16 protein-coding genes are annotated in these 15,203 nt (G+C 70.6%); 3 read left to right on the top strand and 13 right to left on the bottom strand.

Features of this window, described 5'->3' with window-relative positions:
* Positions 1 to 13: 13 nt before the first annotated feature.
* Positions 14 to 694, bottom strand: a complete 681-nt coding sequence (locus VHD82_RS03775) for an SDR family NAD(P)-dependent oxidoreductase (RefSeq protein ID WP_325696998.1) — start codon at positions 692 to 694, stop codon at positions 14 to 16.
* A gap of 101 nt (positions 695 to 795) precedes the next feature.
* On the opposite strand from VHD82_RS03775, the gene VHD82_RS03770 reads away from it, so the two are divergent.
* Positions 796 to 1,218 carry a helix-turn-helix domain-containing protein gene (locus VHD82_RS03770; protein ID WP_325696997.1) on the top strand — a complete coding sequence of 141 codons (423 nt, stop codon included), beginning with the start codon at positions 796 to 798 and terminating at the stop codon, positions 1,216 to 1,218.
* 103 nt (positions 1,219 to 1,321) lie between these two features.
* On the opposite strand, the gene VHD82_RS03765 is transcribed toward VHD82_RS03770, so the two are convergent.
* From VHD82_RS03765 to VHD82_RS03710, 12 genes are all read right to left on the bottom strand, one after another.
* Complete coding sequence (locus VHD82_RS03765; RefSeq protein WP_325696996.1) at positions 1,322 to 2,002, bottom strand: DsbA family oxidoreductase; 681 nt, start codon at positions 2,000 to 2,002, stop codon at positions 1,322 to 1,324.
* Positions 2,003 to 2,084: 82 nt separating this feature from the next.
* Complete coding sequence (locus tag VHD82_RS03760; RefSeq protein ID WP_325696995.1) at positions 2,085 to 3,437, bottom strand: FAD-binding oxidoreductase; 1,353 nt, start codon at positions 3,435 to 3,437, stop codon at positions 2,085 to 2,087.
* Complete coding sequence (locus VHD82_RS03755; protein WP_325696993.1) at positions 3,430 to 4,509, bottom strand: LLM class flavin-dependent oxidoreductase; 1,080 nt, start codon at positions 4,507 to 4,509, stop codon at positions 3,430 to 3,432. The genes VHD82_RS03760 and VHD82_RS03755 overlap by 8 nt, the downstream gene beginning before the upstream one ends.
* A gap of 11 nt (positions 4,510 to 4,520) precedes the next feature.
* Positions 4,521 to 5,468, bottom strand: a complete 948-nt coding sequence (locus VHD82_RS03750; RefSeq protein WP_325696992.1) for an ABC transporter substrate-binding protein — start codon at positions 5,466 to 5,468, stop codon at positions 4,521 to 4,523.
* A complete protein-coding gene (locus tag VHD82_RS03745) occupies positions 5,461 to 6,558 on the bottom strand; it encodes an LLM class flavin-dependent oxidoreductase (protein ID WP_325696990.1) in 1,098 nt (365 codons plus the stop codon). The genes VHD82_RS03750 and VHD82_RS03745 overlap by 8 nt, the downstream gene beginning before the upstream one ends.
* 19 nt (positions 6,559 to 6,577) lie before the next feature.
* Complete coding sequence (locus tag VHD82_RS03740; RefSeq protein WP_325696988.1) at positions 6,578 to 7,540, bottom strand: ABC transporter substrate-binding protein; 963 nt, start codon at positions 7,538 to 7,540, stop codon at positions 6,578 to 6,580.
* The gene (locus VHD82_RS03735; protein ID WP_325696986.1) at positions 7,530 to 8,246 is read right to left on the bottom strand and encodes an ABC transporter ATP-binding protein; all 717 of its coding nucleotides are present in this window, start codon (positions 8,244 to 8,246) and stop codon (positions 7,530 to 7,532) included. The genes VHD82_RS03740 and VHD82_RS03735 overlap by 11 nt, the downstream gene beginning before the upstream one ends.
* Positions 8,246 to 9,091, bottom strand: a complete 846-nt coding sequence (locus tag VHD82_RS03730; protein ID WP_325696984.1) for an ABC transporter permease — start codon at positions 9,089 to 9,091, stop codon at positions 8,246 to 8,248. The genes VHD82_RS03735 and VHD82_RS03730 overlap by 1 nt, the downstream gene beginning before the upstream one ends.
* On the bottom strand, positions 9,088 to 10,878 hold the full coding sequence (locus VHD82_RS03725) for a rhodanese-like domain-containing protein (protein WP_325696983.1): 1,791 nt from the start codon (positions 10,876 to 10,878) through the stop codon (positions 9,088 to 9,090). Before VHD82_RS03725 ends, VHD82_RS03730 begins: the two co-directional genes overlap by 4 nt.
* Positions 10,875 to 11,885, bottom strand: coding sequence for an aliphatic sulfonate ABC transporter substrate-binding protein (locus VHD82_RS03720; protein WP_325697505.1), 1,011 nt, complete (start codon positions 11,883 to 11,885; stop codon positions 10,875 to 10,877). The genes VHD82_RS03725 and VHD82_RS03720 overlap by 4 nt, the downstream gene beginning before the upstream one ends.
* Positions 11,885 to 13,003 carry an LLM class flavin-dependent oxidoreductase gene (locus VHD82_RS03715; protein ID WP_325696981.1) on the bottom strand — a complete coding sequence of 373 codons (1,119 nt, stop codon included), beginning with the start codon at positions 13,001 to 13,003 and terminating at the stop codon, positions 11,885 to 11,887. The genes VHD82_RS03720 and VHD82_RS03715 overlap by 1 nt, the downstream gene beginning before the upstream one ends.
* Positions 12,993 to 13,691: a lysophospholipase gene (locus VHD82_RS03710; RefSeq protein WP_325696980.1), complete on the bottom strand. Its 699-nt coding sequence runs from the start codon at positions 13,689 to 13,691 to the stop codon at positions 12,993 to 12,995. The genes VHD82_RS03715 and VHD82_RS03710 overlap by 11 nt, the downstream gene beginning before the upstream one ends.
* 233 nt (positions 13,692 to 13,924) lie before the next feature.
* Between VHD82_RS03710 and VHD82_RS03705 the strand changes: the two genes are divergently transcribed.
* Positions 13,925 to 14,518 (top strand): CGNR zinc finger domain-containing protein, encoded by a 594-nt coding sequence (locus VHD82_RS03705; RefSeq protein ID WP_325696978.1) that lies wholly within the window; start codon positions 13,925 to 13,927, stop codon positions 14,516 to 14,518.
* An 80-nt stretch (positions 14,519 to 14,598) separates the two neighbouring features.
* Entirely contained in the window at positions 14,599 to 15,183 is a 585-nt protein-coding gene (locus tag VHD82_RS03700) for a hypothetical protein (protein ID WP_325696976.1), read from the top strand.
* Positions 15,184 to 15,203: the final 20 nt, after the last annotated feature.

The raw sequence follows: 15,203 nt of genomic DNA, 5'->3' as shown, positions 1-15,203 counted from the left end.
GTGCTCCGTCCTGTCACAGGGCGACGTAGGGCTGCTCGGCTCCGTCGCGCGTGGTGTAGGCGGTCCAGTAGTGCTGGGCGATGGTGTCGGGCTGGGTCTCGGGCCCGCCGGCGCCGATCCACGCGAAGATCGGGATGTGCGCGATGTACACGCCGGTGTCCGCCGTCGCCTGGTGCAGCTTCAGCGCGTAGGTGCGCAGCGCGCCGCTGCCGATGGCGGTCGCGGTGAAATCGGCGGGCCCGGCGAGCGGGTCCATGGAACTACCGCCGGTGCTGTAGAGGATGGTGCCGCTGTCGCGCTCGACCATGGCGGGCAGCACCTGCTCGGTGGCCGCGATCCCGCCGTAGAGGTAGTAGTCGATCTGCGGCTGGATGTTGGCCCTGCTCGCCTCCAGCGGGGCCGGGCTGCTCAGGCCGGGGACGGGGTTGTGCGGGGCGGGCGAGTACTCCAGGACGTCCACGGCGCCGAAGCGCTCCTTGATCCGGTCGAAGGCGGCGGCGACCGAGGCCGGGTCCATGACGTCGGCGGTGAAGCCGGCGGCCTCGATCCCGGCCTCCTTCAGCTCGGCGGCGAGGGTGTCGAGCTTCTCCTGGGTGCGGGAGACGAGCGCGGCGGAGAATCCGTTGTCCCCGAAGGCCTTGGCGATGGACAGGCCGAGACCGGGCCCGGCTCCGACGATGGCGATGGTGGGCATGCTGAGTTTCCTTTCCTTGACGTTACTGATACTTACCGCTGGTGTGGTAACAGACTGACAGGCCCGTATGCTGTGGTGGAAGCGAGCGGGAGGCGGACGAGATGGCGACACCGAGGAGGATCAGCGGGCCGTGCCAGGCATGGCCCGAAGAGAGCGCGTTCATCCGTGAGGTGCTCGACCGCATCGGCGACAAGTGGACGGTGCTGACGATCAGCACCCTGAGCACCGGCCCGCTGCGCTACTCCGACCTACAGGCGAGCATCCCCGGGATCTCCCAGCGGATGCTGACCCAGACGCTCAAACGCCTCGAGCGCGACGGACTGATCACGCGGACCGCGTATCCCGAGATCCCGCCGCGAGTGGAGTACGAGCTGACGGATCTGGGCCGGTCCCTGCTGGAGGCGGTGATGGCGATGGCTGGTTGGGCCGCCGCCCACCACACTGAAATCGCCGGCAACCGGGCCGCCAGCGAACGGACCGGAGTGGGCCGAGGCAAGCTCCCGGTCAGCGCGTCGGCAGGCTGACCCGTCGGTGGCGCTCATCGCTCCGTAGCCTCGGGCACATCGCCGGTCGCCTCTTCGGCGGTGTCGTCGGCCGGGGCCGCCACGATCCGCAGCTCGCCCGCGCTCATGACACACGCTCACTCGGCACGGGCCCGGCCACGTGCTCCAGCAGCCGGCCGTAGCCAGGGACCTTCTGGGCGCCCGGGGCAGCCACCCGGCGGTCGAAGACAACAAACGGGACCCCGGTCGCGCCCAGCTCCAGGCCCTCGGCCCGGTCGGCGCGCACACGGTCGGCGTACTCGTTGCTCGCGAGGATCTCGCGGACTCGGTGCCCGCTCAGCCCGACTGCCTCCGCGACGCCTTCGAGGGCGTCCGGCACGTAGGGGTTGAGGGCGCCGGCGAAGAAGCCGTCCTGGACGTTGGAGAAGAACTCGAACCCGCGGCCATCGTCGTTGGCGTACCGCACCACGCGGTGCAGATCGAACGTGTTGGCGTGCAAGCGATCCAACGAGAACTCGAGCCCCTCCTCGCGTGCGATGGCCTGCATCTGGCGCTCAGCCTGGAAGACCTGGGCGGCGGTGCCGCCGTGGGCACGGATGAAGGCCTGCTCGTTCTTCTCCGGCTTTCGCGGTGCGCGCGGGTCCAGCTGGAAGGACCGGATCACGATCTTGAACCGATCCGCGTCCGGACGCTGCGCGATCGCGGCCCGAAGCCGGTGCTTCGCCACGTAGCACCACGGGCAGCCCAGATCAGACCACATCTCGATGACGACCTGCGATCCCTCGGGCGGCGTTACCTCAACCATCTTCCTCCCTCACCCCACCAGCGGTGCGTAACACCATCATGGGTGAGTAACGGGCGGCTTACAAAAGGCACTTTGAAGTGCGTCAGATCGCCTTGCCGGGGTTGAGGATGCCCTGGGGATCGAACAGCTGCTTGACCGACCGCTGCAGGGCCAGCGTGTCCGGGCCGAGTTCGTCGCCAAGCCACTTCCGTTTGAGGATGCCGACGCCGTGTTCACCGGTGAGGGTTCCACCGAGGCGCAGCGCGGTCGCGAACACCTCACCGGCGGCTGCCCACACCGGCCCGGGAATCTCGGCCGCACCGCGGTCGATCACGAAGATCGGATGCAGGTTCCCGTCACCGGCGTGGGCGAGGGTCGCCGCGGTGACTCCGTGCTGGCGGGTGATCCCGGTGATCGCGGCGACGGCTTCGGCCAGGCGTGACCGCGGGACGGCGATGTCCTCGATGAGCACGCGGCCCTGCTTTTCCAGTGACGGCAGGGCAAGACGGCGCGCGGTGAGTAGTTCTCCGGCGACGGCGGGGTCGGTGGTGACCTCGACATCGGTGGCGTACCGGGCCAGGGTCGCGCGCACGAGTTCCGCTTCCGCCGCCGCGCCGTGACCGTCGGTCTGCACGAGCAGGAATGCGTTTCCGCGTGCGCGGAACGACGTGCCCTGGGCGGCGTCGACGGCCTCGAGCGCCGCTGCGTCGAGGAGTTCGGCAATGGCGGGCTGCACCCGGAGATTCGCCGCAGCCGCGGCCGCCTTCTCCACCGTGTCGAAGAAAGCCGCGATGGTCGCGGTCGCTTCGGGCGCCGGGCGGAGCCGCACGACCGCGGACGTAACGACGCCGAGGGTGCCCTCCGAACCGACGAACAACCCGGTGAGGTCGTAGCCGGTGACACCCTTGACCGTGCGCCGCCCGGTCCGCACCACGCGCCCGTCGGCCAGCACGACTTCCAGGCCCAGCACCGAATCACGGGTGACGCCGTACTTCGCGCAGCGCAGTCCGCCCGCGTTGGTGGCGATGTTGCCGCCGACGGTGGAGATCTCGACGCTGGCGGGGTCGGGCGGGTAACGCAGGCCGTGCGCCCCGGCCGCTCGGTCCAGCTCCGCGGTCACCACGCCGGGCTGCACGACCGCGAGCTGGTCGGCGGCGGACAGCTCCGTGATGGCGTTGAGCGCCGCGGTGGAGAGCACCAGTTCCCCGTCGGTCGCCGTGGCGGCGCCGGACAGCCCGGTGCCGGCACCGCGCACGACCACGGGGGTGCCGGTTTCGCCGGCGATTTCGAGCACCGTCCGCACCTCGGCCGTGCTGCGCGGCACGACCACCGCGGACGGCAAGCCCGCGGGCTCCCAGCCGGAGCGGTCGTGCCGGTGGCCGCGGAGACTTTCTTCGTCCAGCAGCAGCCGGTCCGCGGGCAGTCGTTCGGCGAGGCGCGCCGACGCGTCACGCATGAACGGGCTCGCGGCGGTGGGCGAGTTCCTGACGTACCAAGGGAAGCACGTACCGGGCGAGGTCGACCGCATCGTTGAGCGGGTCGTACCCGCGGATCGACAACAGTTCACAACCGATGTCCACGTAGTCCAGCAGCGCCTTCGCGACCGTCTCGTAGCTGCCCACCAGCGCTGTCGAGCTGCCGGCGCCGGAGGTCGCGGCCGCCGTGGGTGTCCACAGTGCACGGTCGTGGCGCTCACCTTTCGCGGCCACGTCGAGCAGGCGCTGCGAGCCGACGTTCTGCGGCGCGGCCGGGTTGACCGACTTGGCGACGTAGTTGTCCTTGATCCCGCCCAGGATCCGCCCGGCCCGCTCCCACGCGAGCTCGTCGGTGGCGGCGGTGATCGGCCGGAACGACACCCAGATCCTCGGATGCGGGCGGCCGACGGCGTCCGCGTAGGCGTTGACCGACGCGATCTGCTGCGCGGTTTCGGCGAGCGGCTCGCCCCACAGGCCGAACACGTCCCCTTCCTCACCGCCGAGTTTGTACGCCGCTTCGGAGGACCCGCCGACGGACACGGTCAGGCCGCGGTTCACCGGCAGCACCGACGAGGCGTAGTTCTCGAACCGGTAGTAGGTGCCGTCGTGGTCGAACGGCTCGGAACTCGCCCACGCGCGCCGCAGGATGCGGATGTACTCCCCCGCCCGCGCGTACCGGTCGTCCTTCGCGAGGTAGTCACCCTCGCGCCGCTGTTCGGTGTCGTTGCCGCCGGCCAGGAAGTGGATGCCCAGCCGCCCCTCGGACAGCTGGTCGAGCGTGGCGAACAGGCGGGCCGCGTTGGTCGGGAACACCACGCCCGGCCGGTGCGCGAGCATGACCTTGAGCCGTTCGGTCCGGCTCAGCACGGCAGCGGCCAGTTGTGTCGCTTCGGGCGAGGCCGACGCGTAGGGCACGAGGGTCCAGTCGAAGCCGCCTTCGTCGTAGGCGCGGGCGAACCTCTTGAGGTAGCCCAGGTCGACCGCGGGCCCCTCCGGCCGGGCCGTTTCGCTGTAGTAACTCGCGCCGATCATGCCGACGAACTCGACAGCCATGGGATTCTCCTTCACTGGGCTGGATAGACGGCCGCGTCCACGAGCGGCGCCACCGTGACGGGTTTGGGGAGCACGCCGATGGCGGTCATGAGGTCGTCGACCGACTGGACGGTGCTCGTCACCGCCGGGGTCACCGGGCCGACGGTGCCCTGTCCCTGGCTCACCACCACGGACGCGGTGGCCTCGGGGATCTTGTTCGCGGCTGCGTAGAACGCGGTGTACTCCGCCTGATGCGCCCCGGCCCAGTGGTACGCGGCGCCGAGGCGCGTGAGCACGTCGCCGAGCGCGGTCTTCTTCGTCTGGTCGTCGAGGGAGGCGGGCAACGCGGAGACGAGCATGAGGCCGCTGGTGCGCCCGTCGCGTCCGTCGGCCAGCACCCGTCCGCCTTGGCTTTTCGCCGTTTCGGCGTAGATGCCGTTGGTCGCCCACGCGTCGATCTGCCCGGAAGCGAACGCGGCCTGCGCGTCGGCGAAGGCGAGGTAGCGCACGTGCACGTCGTTGTAGCTCAACCCGTTGTCCTGCAACACCTTCGCGAGCAGGTACTCGGCTATGCCGCCACGGGCCGAGGACACCACGACGTCCTTGCCCTTGAGGTCGGCGACGGTGCGGATCGGCGAGTTCCCCCGCACCATCAGGGAGCTGCTCGACCCGTCGCCCTGGATCGCGCCGACGAACTTCGCTCGCAGGCCACCGGAAAGCGCTTGCAGGGTGGTGAGGTCGGCGGCCCAGGCGGCGTCGACCTGGCCGGCGCCCATCGCCTGGAACAGGGTGGCGCCGCTGCGGAACTCGGCCCATTTCACGGTGTAGCCGGTGCCGTCGAAGGCATGGCTGGCGTTCGCGAGCGTCTGCAGCGTGCCCTGCTGGTCGCCGAGGACGATCGTGGTGCCACCGGAAGCACCGCTCGTGGCGCATCCGGTCAGCAGCACCAGACCCGCCAGCAGGGCGGCGAGCCTACGCATGGACGGGCTCCTTGCGGTTCGCGAGTTCCTGGCGCACCAGCGGAACCACGTACCGGGCGTAGTCGATCGCGTCGTTGAGCGGGTCGTAACCGCGGATGGACAGCAGCTCGCACCCGATGTCCACGTAGTCCAGCAGCGCCTTGGCGACCGTTTCGTAGCTGCCCACGAGCGCGGTGGAGCTGCCTGCCGCGTTGGTCGCGGTCACCAGCGGTGTCCACAGTGCACGGTCGTGCAGCTCGCCTTTGCTTGCCACCTCGAGTAAACGCTGCGAGCCGACGTTCGCCGGACGCCCCTGCCCCTTGGCAGGGTAGTGCGACGCCGCGGCCCGTGCCTGGTGCGTTTCACTCACCTTGGCCAGCGTGCGGTGCGCCTTCTCCCAGGCGAGCTCGTCGGTGGCGGCGACGATCGGCCGGAACGACACCCAGATCCGCGGCCGCGGGCGCCCGGCCGCGTCCGCGATCGCGTGTACCGACGCGATCTGCTGCGCGGTCTCGGCGAGCGGCTCACCCCACAGCCCGAAGATGTCGCCCTGCTGCCCGCCCACCCGGTAGGCCTCGGCCGAGGAACCGCCGACCGAGACCGGGATCGTGTCCTGGTAGGGCCGCACGTCGGACCGGAAGCCCTCGAACCGGTAGTACTTTCCCTCCTGCGAGAAGGCTTCCGGCTCGTGCCACGCGCGGCGCAGGATGCGGATGTACTCGTCGGAGCGTTCGTAGCGCTCGGTCTTGGTGAGGTAGTCGCCCTCGCGGTGCTGCTCCGGGTCGTTGCCGCCGGAGATGATGTGCACGGCCAGCCTGCCGCGGGCGATCTGGTCCAAAGTGGCCAGTGTGCGGGCGGCGTGGGTCGGGAACACCACGCCCGGCCGGTGCGCGAGCATCGGCTTGATGCGCTCGGTGTTGCCGACGACGAACTGCGCCAGCTGTGTCGCGTCGGCCCAGGACGAGTGGTAGGCGACGAGGGTGTAGTCGAAGCCGCCGTCGTCGAGCACGTGCGCGTAGTGGCGTAGGTACTCGACGTCGAGCCCGGTGGCTCCGGGGTTGGTGTCGGAGGCGCGGTTGGCGTTGACGGCACTGATGAATTCGACCGGCATGGTCGCCGAAACTCCTTGCTCAGTGGTAGACACTGGTGTCGGTGACATCGGCGACGCGCACATCCGTCGGCAGCGCTCCGATGCCGTGCATGAGGTCGGCCACGCCCTGCACGGTCGTCACGATCTGCGGGGTCACCGGCCCGGCGGCGGTCTGGCCGTGCTCGACGACCTTCTTCGCGATGTCCGGCGCCACGCCGTTGGTCTTCGCGTACACCTGCGCGTACTGGTCCGCGTTGGCCGAAGCCCACGCCTCCGCGCGCGCCAGGCGCTGGAGGAAGTCGGTGATCGCCGACTTCTTCGCCGGGTCGGCCAGCGAGGACTCCGCCGCCGAGACGAACCCGACGCCTGACACCCGGCCCTGCGTGCCGTCGACGAGCACCCGTCCGCCCGAGGCGAGGCCGATCGAGTGGTACGGGTCGAAGGTCGCCCAGATCTCGGTCTGTCCCGAGTTGAACGCGGCCTGCGCGGCGGTGGGCAGCACGTACTGCACGGTGACGTCGGAGAACTTCAACCCGTTGTCCTGCAGCACCTTCGCCAGCAGGTACTCGGCGATGCTGCCGCGCGCCGAGGACACGACGACGGTTTTGCCCTTGAGGTCGGTGACGCTGTGCACGGACGAGTCGTCGCGGACCAGGATCGCGGTGCCCGCGCCGGAGCCCTGCAACGCGCCGACGAGCTTGATCGGCAGCTTGCCGCTGATCGCCTGCAGCGTCGGCAGGTCCGCGGCGTAGCCGGTGTCGACCTGCCCGCCCTGCATCGCCTGGAACAGTGGTGCGGCGCCCTGGAATTCGGCCCATTTGACGTGGTAGGAGGTGCCGTCGAGGACGTGTGCGGCGTTGAGCAGGGTCTGCAGGCCGTTGGCCTGGTCGCCCAGTGTCAAGGTCAGGCCGTCGCCGCTCTGCGCGCCGGACTGGCCGCAGGCCGCGAGCACGCCGGTGAGCACGAGCGCGGCCACGAGTGCCGAAAAACGCTTAAGCCGCATGGGAAACCTCCTCGACACCGAGGCGGGCGAGCAGCTCGGTGCGCAGCGAGACGAACGTGGGGTCCCCGACGTCACGGGGACGGGGCAGGTCGACGACCGCCTGGTGCGCGATGACGCCGTCGTCCATCACCAGCACCCGGTCGGCGAGCAGCAGGGCCTCCTCGACGTCGTGGGTGACGAGCAGAACCGCGCAGCCGTGTTTGACCCACAGCCGGGCCACGAGCTGTTGCGCGGTGACCCGGGTGAGCGCGTCGAGCGCGCCGAAGGGTTCGTCGAGGAGCAGCAGGTCGGGCTCACGCACGAGCGCCCTGGCCAGCGAGACGCGCTGGGCCTCGCCGCCGGAAAGCGTTTTCGGCCAGGCCCGTGCCTTGGTCGGCAGGCCGACCTCGTCGAGGTAGCGCTGCGCGAGCTTGCGGTCCGGGCGGCCGGGCAGGCCGAGGACCACGTTGTGCCAGGCGCGTTTCCACGGCATCAGGCGCGGGGACTGGAAGGCGACGGCGTGCTTGCGGGGCACGGTGACCTCGCCGGAGATCTCGGCGTCGAGCCCGGCCAGGATGCGCAGCAGCGTGGACTTGCCGCAGCCGCTGCGGCCGAGCAGGGCGACGAACTCGCCCTGGCGCACGGTGAGGTCGAGCCCGTCGAGGACGTGGCGTTCGCCGAAGGACTTGGTGAGCCCGGAGATCCGGACCGCGGCGGGGACGTTCATCAGGCTCCTTCGAACGAGGCGCGCCAGGACAGCAGGTACTTGGTGGCGAGGCGGACGATGAGATCGCAGACGAGGCCGAGGATCGCGTAGGTGATCAGGCAGACCACGATCACGTCGGTCTGGAAGAACTGCTGCGCGTTGTTCATCAGGTAGCCGATGCCCTGCGAGGCGTTGACCTGCTCAGCCCACACCAGCGCGAGCCAGGCGGTGCCGAGCGCGTAGCGCAGCCCGACCAGCGCGCCGGGCAGCGCACCGGGGAGCACGACATGCCGGATCATCCGCCAGCCCTTGAGGCCGAGCACTCGGCCGGCCTCGACGAGCTGCGCGTCCACGCCGCGGATCCCGGCGTAGATGTTGAAGTACATCGGGAACAGCACGCCGAGCGCGACGAGCGCGATCTTCGGTTCCTCGTTGATGCCGAACCAGATGATGAACAGCGGGATCAGCCCGACCCACGGCAACGTGCGGAACATGCCCACCGTGGAGTCGATGAGATCCTCGCCGAGCCGGAACAACCCGGCCAGCAGTGCGATGACGATGCCGAGCGCGGCACCGATGGCGAAACCGAGGAAAACCCGCTGCGCGGACACCACGATGGCGGTGGGCAGCTCCCCGTCGACGATCATGTCCCAGGCCTTGCCCAGCACGTCGCCCGGACCGGCGAGTACGTCCTTGGGCAGCACGCCGGTGGCCGAAAGCAGCCACCAGAGCACGAGTGCGCCGAGCGGGCCCGCGGCCCGCCGCACCGAACGTGGCGGGTTCCAGCGGCGGGTCGTGTGCTGCGGCCGGATGGTGACCAGTTCGGGCTCGCGCGAGGCCACGACCTTTTCGGAGGTGGCGGTCATGAGCTTGCTCCTTTCGGTCGGTCGCCGGTCGCCGCCGGGCGGGCGGGGTCGGCCGACCACGCCGACCACGAGCCCGGATACAGCGCGGCCGGCAGCCCGGCGACGGCCAGCGCGGCGATCTGGTGCGCGGCGGTGACACCCGAGCCGCAGTAGACGCCGATCTCGGTGCTCTCGTCCGCGCCGAGCGCCGCGAACCGTGCGCGGAGTTCCGTGGTGGACCGGAAGTTCCCGGCCTCGGTGAGGTTGTCCCCGGTTGGTGCCGACAGCGCGCCGGGGATGTGGCCCGCCCGCGGGTCCACCGGCTCGGTCTCGCCGCGGTAGCGCTCCCCCGCCCTGGCATCGAGCAGGATCGCCTTACCGGCGAGGTTCGCGGCCTCGTCGGCGGTGATCGTGGGCAGCCTGCCCGCGGTCAGCACGACGTCGCCGGGTTCGGGATGTTCGTCCGTTGTGGGCAGTGAGCCGGTCCAGGAACCGAGTGCCCCGTCGAGGATCCGGACGTCGGTGTGCCCGGCCCAGCGCAGCAGCCACCACGCCCGCGCCGCCGCGGTGCCGCCGTTGTCGTCGTAGACCACGACCGGCTTCCCGGCGCGCACGCCCCAGCGACGCGCGGACTCCTGCAGCTTTTCCAGTTCCGGCAACGGATGACGGCCCTGTTCCGGCGAAGCGGGTGCGGCCAACTCCGTGTCGAGGTCGACGTAGACCGCGCCGGGCAGGTGGCCCGCCAGGTAGTGCTCTCGCCCGTGCGGATCGCCCAGCGCCCAGCGCACGTCCAAAATCGTTGGTGCGTCGTCGTTTTCGATCAGCTCGCGCAGCTCGTCGGGTCCGATCAGGACGGTCCGGCGGTGCAGGTCCGGCAAGGCCGCGAGCAGGTCGTCGTCACCGAGTGCGCCGGCTTCGCCCGCCCGGTGGATCCGCTCGGTGAGCGCTTCGTTCAGCGGCGCCGGGCGGCCGAGCAGCCGGGCCTGCAACACGATCTCGCCGTTGAGGAAGTCGGTCTCCGGGGGCGCCTGCCGGGCCAGGCTCTGCCACGTCGAGCTGCCGCCCCGCGCGTGCCCGGGGATCTCTTGCGCGACAACGTCATCGAGGGACGAGGGCAGCCGGGCGAACCCGAATCCGGCCGCGCGCAGGATCGCACGCGCCTCGGCCTGCACTGCCTTCGCGGCCGCGGCACGCAACGCGCTCGGCCGGTAGAGCGCGTCGAGCGCGTTGGCGGCGTTGACCACGAGCTTTTCGGCCTGCCACGACCGGATGTCGTCGACGGCGGTCACGACGAACCCGGCGGCGCGCAGATCCTCGGTCAGCTCCGCCGGAGGGCGGCCGAGCCACAACGCCCCGGCCTTCGGCGCGCCGGGGGAAACGACCACCCCGGGAGTGGTGTGGCTGGCGGGCAACCACACCACGGCGCCGACGACCGCGCGGAACCGCCGCAGCGCCGCGCGTTCGTTCTCGAGTCCGTTCTGCAGCAACACGATCGGCAGCCGCGCGGCAGCGACACCGTCCTCGGCCGGGCGCCACGCCCAGTCCTGCAGCACCGCCTCGGTGTCCTGGGATTTCACCGCGAGCACCAGTACGTCGTCCGCGCGCAGGGTCACCTCGTCCGGGCCGCCGACGACCGGCAGCCGCAGCGTGTGTGTCCCGTCCGGGCGCACGTACCGCAAACCGTGCGTGCGCAACGCTTCCAGGTTCCAGCCGCGCGCGACGAGCACGACCTCGGAGCCCGCTCCGTGCAGCTGCGCGGCCAAGGTCGCGCCGACCGCGCCGGCGCCGATGATCACGTACCGGGTCATGAGGTCACCACCTGGTTGTTCAGCTCCGTCGTGAAGACCGTCGACACGTCGGTCTTCTCCTTGTAAGTGCCGAGCGCGACCCATTCGTCGGCTTCCTTCTGCAGTGCCGCGATCACGTCCGGGCCGATCGGCACGTACTTCTTCGTCTGCCGCTGCGCCGCGAGGTTCGCCGCGGCGTCCGGCAGTCCGCTGACCGACTTCCCGGCCTTGGCCCACGCGTCGGGGTGGACGTTGACCCAGTCCTGCGCCTGCGCGACGCGGTGCAGGAAGTCCGCGATCGCCGCCCGCTTGCCCTGGTCGGCGAGTGCGGCGGGGCTGGTGAACTGGAACGTGTACTGGGCGCCGAGATCGGTGATCTGCCCGGCGTCGAGGATCGAGCGGGCGCCGAACTGGGTCTGCGCCGTGGCCAGCACCGGGTCCCAGATCGCCCAGGCGTCGATCTGACCGGACTGGAACGCCGCCAGCGCCGCGTTCGTGGTCAGGTTGACCAGCTGCACGTCGCTGGTGGTGAGGCCGAACTGCTTGAGCGCCAGCACGGTGTAGTACTGCACGCCCGCCCCGAAGGTCAGCGCGATCTTCTTGCCGCGCAGGTCCGCGACCGAATGCGCCGGCGAATCCTTGGGCACGACGATGGCCGAGCTCTGCCCGCCCGCGCCGGTCCCGGCGGCGGTCGCGGCGACCTTGACGTTCACCCCGGCGTAGTGCGCCTGGATCGCGCCGGTGGTGCCGCCGTTGCCGCCGACGTCCACGGCACCGGCGGAAATGGCCTGCAACATGTCGGGGGTGGCGTTGAAGTCCACCCAGTTGATCTTGTATGGGGTGTCGTCGAGCCCGGCCGCCTGCAGCAGCGTCCGGTTGGACAGTTTGTTGGACTGGCCGGCGGTGATGGTCACCCCGGACAGGTCCGGGCCGCCGCCGGCCTGCTTCGCCGGGGCGGGGGCGCCGCACGCGGCGAGCACCACCAGGGCAAGGGCCAGGAGAAGCACCGTCTTCGCACGCCCCAGCATCACGACACCTCCCTTTCCTGTGCCAGTCCGCGGTGAGCCAGCACGTCCTTGATCGCGGGCAACAGATAGCGCCCGTAGTCGCGCGCGTCTTCGACCAGGTCCCAGCCCTTGAACAGGAAGGACCGCACGCCCAGCTCGGCGTAGTCGGCAATGGCCTGCGCGACCGTCTCCGGCGAGCCGACCAGCGCCGAGGAAATACCGGAAGCGTTGGTGGCACGGGAAGTCCCGGTCCAGTAGGCGCGGTCGAGCTTCGTGGCCGACGCGTTGACGCGCCGCAGCCGTTCGCTGCCCTCGTTGCTCTGCGTCTTGTCCGTAACCGACCGCAGCCGCACGCGGTCCCAGCTGCCACTGGTGACGTTCGCGCGGATCCGGCTCTCGATGCGCTCGGCCTTCGCCCAGGCCTGCTCGTCGGTCGGCGCGATGATCGGGCGGATCGAAACGTTGAAGCCCAGCGGTTCCGTCCGGCCCGCTGCCACGGCCGCGGCCCTGATGCGGGCGATCTGCTCGCGGGTCTGGGCCAGCGGCTCACCGTAGAAGGCGAACGCGTCGGCGACACGGACCCCGGTGTGGATCCCGGCGGGTGACGAGCCGGCGAAGTAGAGCTTCGGGCGTGGGCGCTGCACGGGGTGCACGTCCACGTCGATGCCTTCCACGCGGTAGTGCTCGCCGGTGTAGGTGATGGGGCCGTGCTCGGTCCAGACCCGCTTGACGATCTCGGCGAACTCGCGGGTGCGTCCGTAACGCTGCTCTTTGTCCAGCCAGTCGCCGTCGCGCCGCTGGTCCGCTTCGCTGCCTCCGGTGATCAGGTGCACGGCGGTGCGGCCGGCACTGAGGTTGTCCAGGGTCGCGATGGTGCGGGCGAACACGGTCGGTGCGATGAACCCGGGCCGGTGCGCGATGAGGAAGCCGAGGCGCTCGGTGTGCGCGGCCGCCCATGCCGCGAGCTGCGCGCCGTCGGCCATGGCCGAACCGTTGCCGATCAGCACCCGGTCGAAACCGGCCTCGTCCTGGACGCGGGCCAGCTCACGCACGTAGTCGCGGTCTACGGGGCTGGTGGTGCGGCGCCGGATCTCCTGCGCGTCGTGCGCGGCGATAAACCCGAGGAACTCAACGGACATCGCCGGCTCCGGTGATCGGCGGGCGCTCCGCGCGCAGCTCTTCGAGGAACAGCACGACGGTGGCGGCGACGCTGCGGTGGTGTGCGGAGTTGAGCACGTCGTGCCTGCCATCGTCCACAAAGGACACCCGAGCGCCGGCGTAGTCACCGGCGACCTCGGCGTAGGGCGAGACGAAGTCGTTCTCCCCGTGCAGGCCCAGCGCCGGAACGGCAAGCGGTGGCACCGGCTCGCGCAGCACGGGCGGGATCCGCTCCGCGCGCAGCGCGCCGAGTTCGACGTGCTCACCGGCGCGCAGCAGCTTCTGGTGCGTCGGGCAGGAGGCGCGCAGCTCCACTTCCTCGTTCACGATCGTCCGGCTCCCGGGGAGACCGGCGAGCACCAGGGCGTCCGCCGACACGGCACCGGAAGCGACCAGGTACCGCGCCAGCAGGGCACCCGTGTCCGATCCGGCCAGCACCACCGGCGCGACCGCGTCCGCCACCAAACCCTTGACCTGCGCCGAAACCGCTTCGAGGTCGGCGGTCGCGTCGCCGGCGACCCGCACCCGGTAGGCGTCCGCGGCGAGCCGGCGGCCGAAGCGCGCGTAGAGCCCGGGCCGCTCGCCGCGTCCGGGCAGCACGACCACGGTGCCACGTGCGGCAAGCCCGTCGGGCTCGTCGAAGTCGAGGTGAGGGGTTTGAGCAGTCATTCCGACGTCCTGTTCATCAATACCGTGATGACCATGGAGCGTCTTCGGGCTAGAGTGAGTTGTCAAACCCCTCACGCATTCTGGGATGGCGTGCTGCGGGGCTGGACTTCTCGAACGAGACCTGTTAGTAATCCGACCGGAAGTAGGCGGACCCGCGGCCGATCTGCTCGTAGAGACCTGTTTCCGCCGTGGCTGTAGTCGGATTGGTAACGAACGGCGCAGTGGGAGAGCGGATGACCTTCACGGCCACAAAGGACCTCAGGCGTGCCGGATTCCCGTTCCGGTCGGGCAGGTTGTGTCTCGACTTCGTCGCGACGGTCGCGAAACGCGGGATGGGTGACCGCGAGCTGCTGACCGATCCGGCCGCGCTGCACACGTGGCTGCACGTCGCCGAACTGCCGGCGGCGCGCCGGAGGGTCACGAGCGCCGGCCTCACACGCGTACACGAACTTCGCGAAGCGATCCACACACTGACCCGCCACCATGTCGACGGCCGGGCCCCCGACCCCGCCGCGATCGAGATCATCAACGCCGCCGCGCTCGCCGCCCCGCCCCCGGCGCTGCTGGGATCGGACGCGCACACCCTGCTCCCCCCGGCCGACGCGCCGCTGGAGGGCATCCTGGCGATGCTGGCCCGCGACACGATCGACCTGTTCGGCGGCCCGCTGCGGCACCGCGTCCGCGCCTGCATCGGCCACGACTGCTCGCTGTTCTTCGTCGACCGGTCCCGGCCCGGCAACCGCCGCTGGTGCACCATGGCCGCCTGCGGCGAAAAAGCCAGCTCGGCGACCTACCGCCGCCGCCACCCCGCGAATCGGGCAGGCTGACCCCCGGTCCCGTACGTTTTTGCCCCTGGTTAACCTCTTTCCTCCCACGAGCGGGCCGGACGCGACCTACTGTCAGGGGTATGCCTCGCGTGGGACGGCGTCTGGCCGCTGTGGTGCTGGCCGCGGCGGCGCTGGCCGCGTGCGCCGGCCCGGCGACACCTCAGCGCCCAATGGCGACGGCGCCATCCCCGGCGATCGGGACAATCCCGGCAGAACAAAGCTATGTTCCGGTCACGACCGCGGACGGGTCGGCGACGGTGGCCGTGCCGCGAGGCTGGACCCGCACGGCCGGCGGTGCTTCGTTGCTGCTCACCTCCGGGTTCGACAGCGTCGCCATCGACACCGCCGTCGAGACCGACCCGCCGACCGTCAAATCCACTTTGGACGACGTACTGCCGACCCTGCGCGCGATCAACGACAATTTCGTGCCCGGCGATGTGCGCACCGTCGACACCCCGGCCGGGCCGGCCGTGCTGTGCAGCTACAACGCGGACTCCCAGCCCGGCCTCACCCCCGGGCCGAGGGTCACCCTTTCCTTCGAGCGGTATGAGTTGTGGCGCCTGGGCCACGACGTGGTACTCACCTTGTCCAGCCCGGCCGGCGTTGACAACACTGCCGCGTGGCACACCATCGTCGACTCGGTGCGCTGGCGCGATCTCGGCTGAAAAGCCACCTGTCCGGCATT

The sequence above is a fragment of the Amycolatopsis sp. genome (assembly GCF_035546795.1).
Classification (GTDB): Bacteria; Actinomycetota; Actinomycetes; order Mycobacteriales; family Pseudonocardiaceae; genus Amycolatopsis_E.
This window is presented reverse-complemented; position numbering and strand designations above follow the sequence as displayed.

What these genes read in the sequence shown, in the direction of transcription:
- VHD82_RS03775 (WP_325696998.1), bottom strand. Translation starts at nt 694, where the DNA reads ATGCCCACCATCGCCATCGTCGGAGCCGGGCCCGGTCTCGGCCTGTCC.
- VHD82_RS03770 (WP_325696997.1), top strand. Translation starts at nt 796, where the DNA reads ATGGCGACACCGAGGAGGATCAGCGGGCCGTGCCAGGCATGGCCCGAA.
- VHD82_RS03765 (WP_325696996.1), bottom strand. Translation starts at nt 2,002, where the DNA reads ATGGTTGAGGTAACGCCGCCCGAGGGATCGCAGGTCGTCATCGAGATG.
- VHD82_RS03760 (WP_325696995.1), bottom strand. Translation starts at nt 3,437, where the DNA reads ATGCGTGACGCGTCGGCGCGCCTCGCCGAACGACTGCCCGCGGACCGG.
- VHD82_RS03755 (WP_325696993.1), bottom strand. Translation starts at nt 4,509, where the DNA reads ATGGCTGTCGAGTTCGTCGGCATGATCGGCGCGAGTTACTACAGCGAA.
- VHD82_RS03750 (WP_325696992.1), bottom strand. Translation starts at nt 5,468, where the DNA reads ATGCGTAGGCTCGCCGCCCTGCTGGCGGGTCTGGTGCTGCTGACCGGA.
- VHD82_RS03745 (WP_325696990.1), bottom strand. Translation starts at nt 6,558, where the DNA reads ATGCCGGTCGAATTCATCAGTGCCGTCAACGCCAACCGCGCCTCCGAC.
- VHD82_RS03740 (WP_325696988.1), bottom strand. Translation starts at nt 7,540, where the DNA reads ATGCGGCTTAAGCGTTTTTCGGCACTCGTGGCCGCGCTCGTGCTCACC.
- VHD82_RS03735 (WP_325696986.1), bottom strand. Translation starts at nt 8,246, where the DNA reads ATGAACGTCCCCGCCGCGGTCCGGATCTCCGGGCTCACCAAGTCCTTC.
- VHD82_RS03730 (WP_325696984.1), bottom strand. Translation starts at nt 9,091, where the DNA reads ATGACCGCCACCTCCGAAAAGGTCGTGGCCTCGCGCGAGCCCGAACTG.
- VHD82_RS03725 (WP_325696983.1), bottom strand. Translation starts at nt 10,878, where the DNA reads ATGACCCGGTACGTGATCATCGGCGCCGGCGCGGTCGGCGCGACCTTG.
- VHD82_RS03720 (WP_325697505.1), bottom strand. Translation starts at nt 11,885, where the DNA reads ATGCTGGGGCGTGCGAAGACGGTGCTTCTCCTGGCCCTTGCCCTGGTG.
- VHD82_RS03715 (WP_325696981.1), bottom strand. Translation starts at nt 13,003, where the DNA reads ATGTCCGTTGAGTTCCTCGGGTTTATCGCCGCGCACGACGCGCAGGAG.
- VHD82_RS03710 (WP_325696980.1), bottom strand. Translation starts at nt 13,691, where the DNA reads ATGACTGCTCAAACCCCTCACCTCGACTTCGACGAGCCCGACGGGCTT.
- VHD82_RS03705 (WP_325696978.1), top strand. Translation starts at nt 13,925, where the DNA reads ATGACCTTCACGGCCACAAAGGACCTCAGGCGTGCCGGATTCCCGTTC.
- VHD82_RS03700 (WP_325696976.1), top strand. Translation starts at nt 14,599, where the DNA reads ATGCCTCGCGTGGGACGGCGTCTGGCCGCTGTGGTGCTGGCCGCGGCG.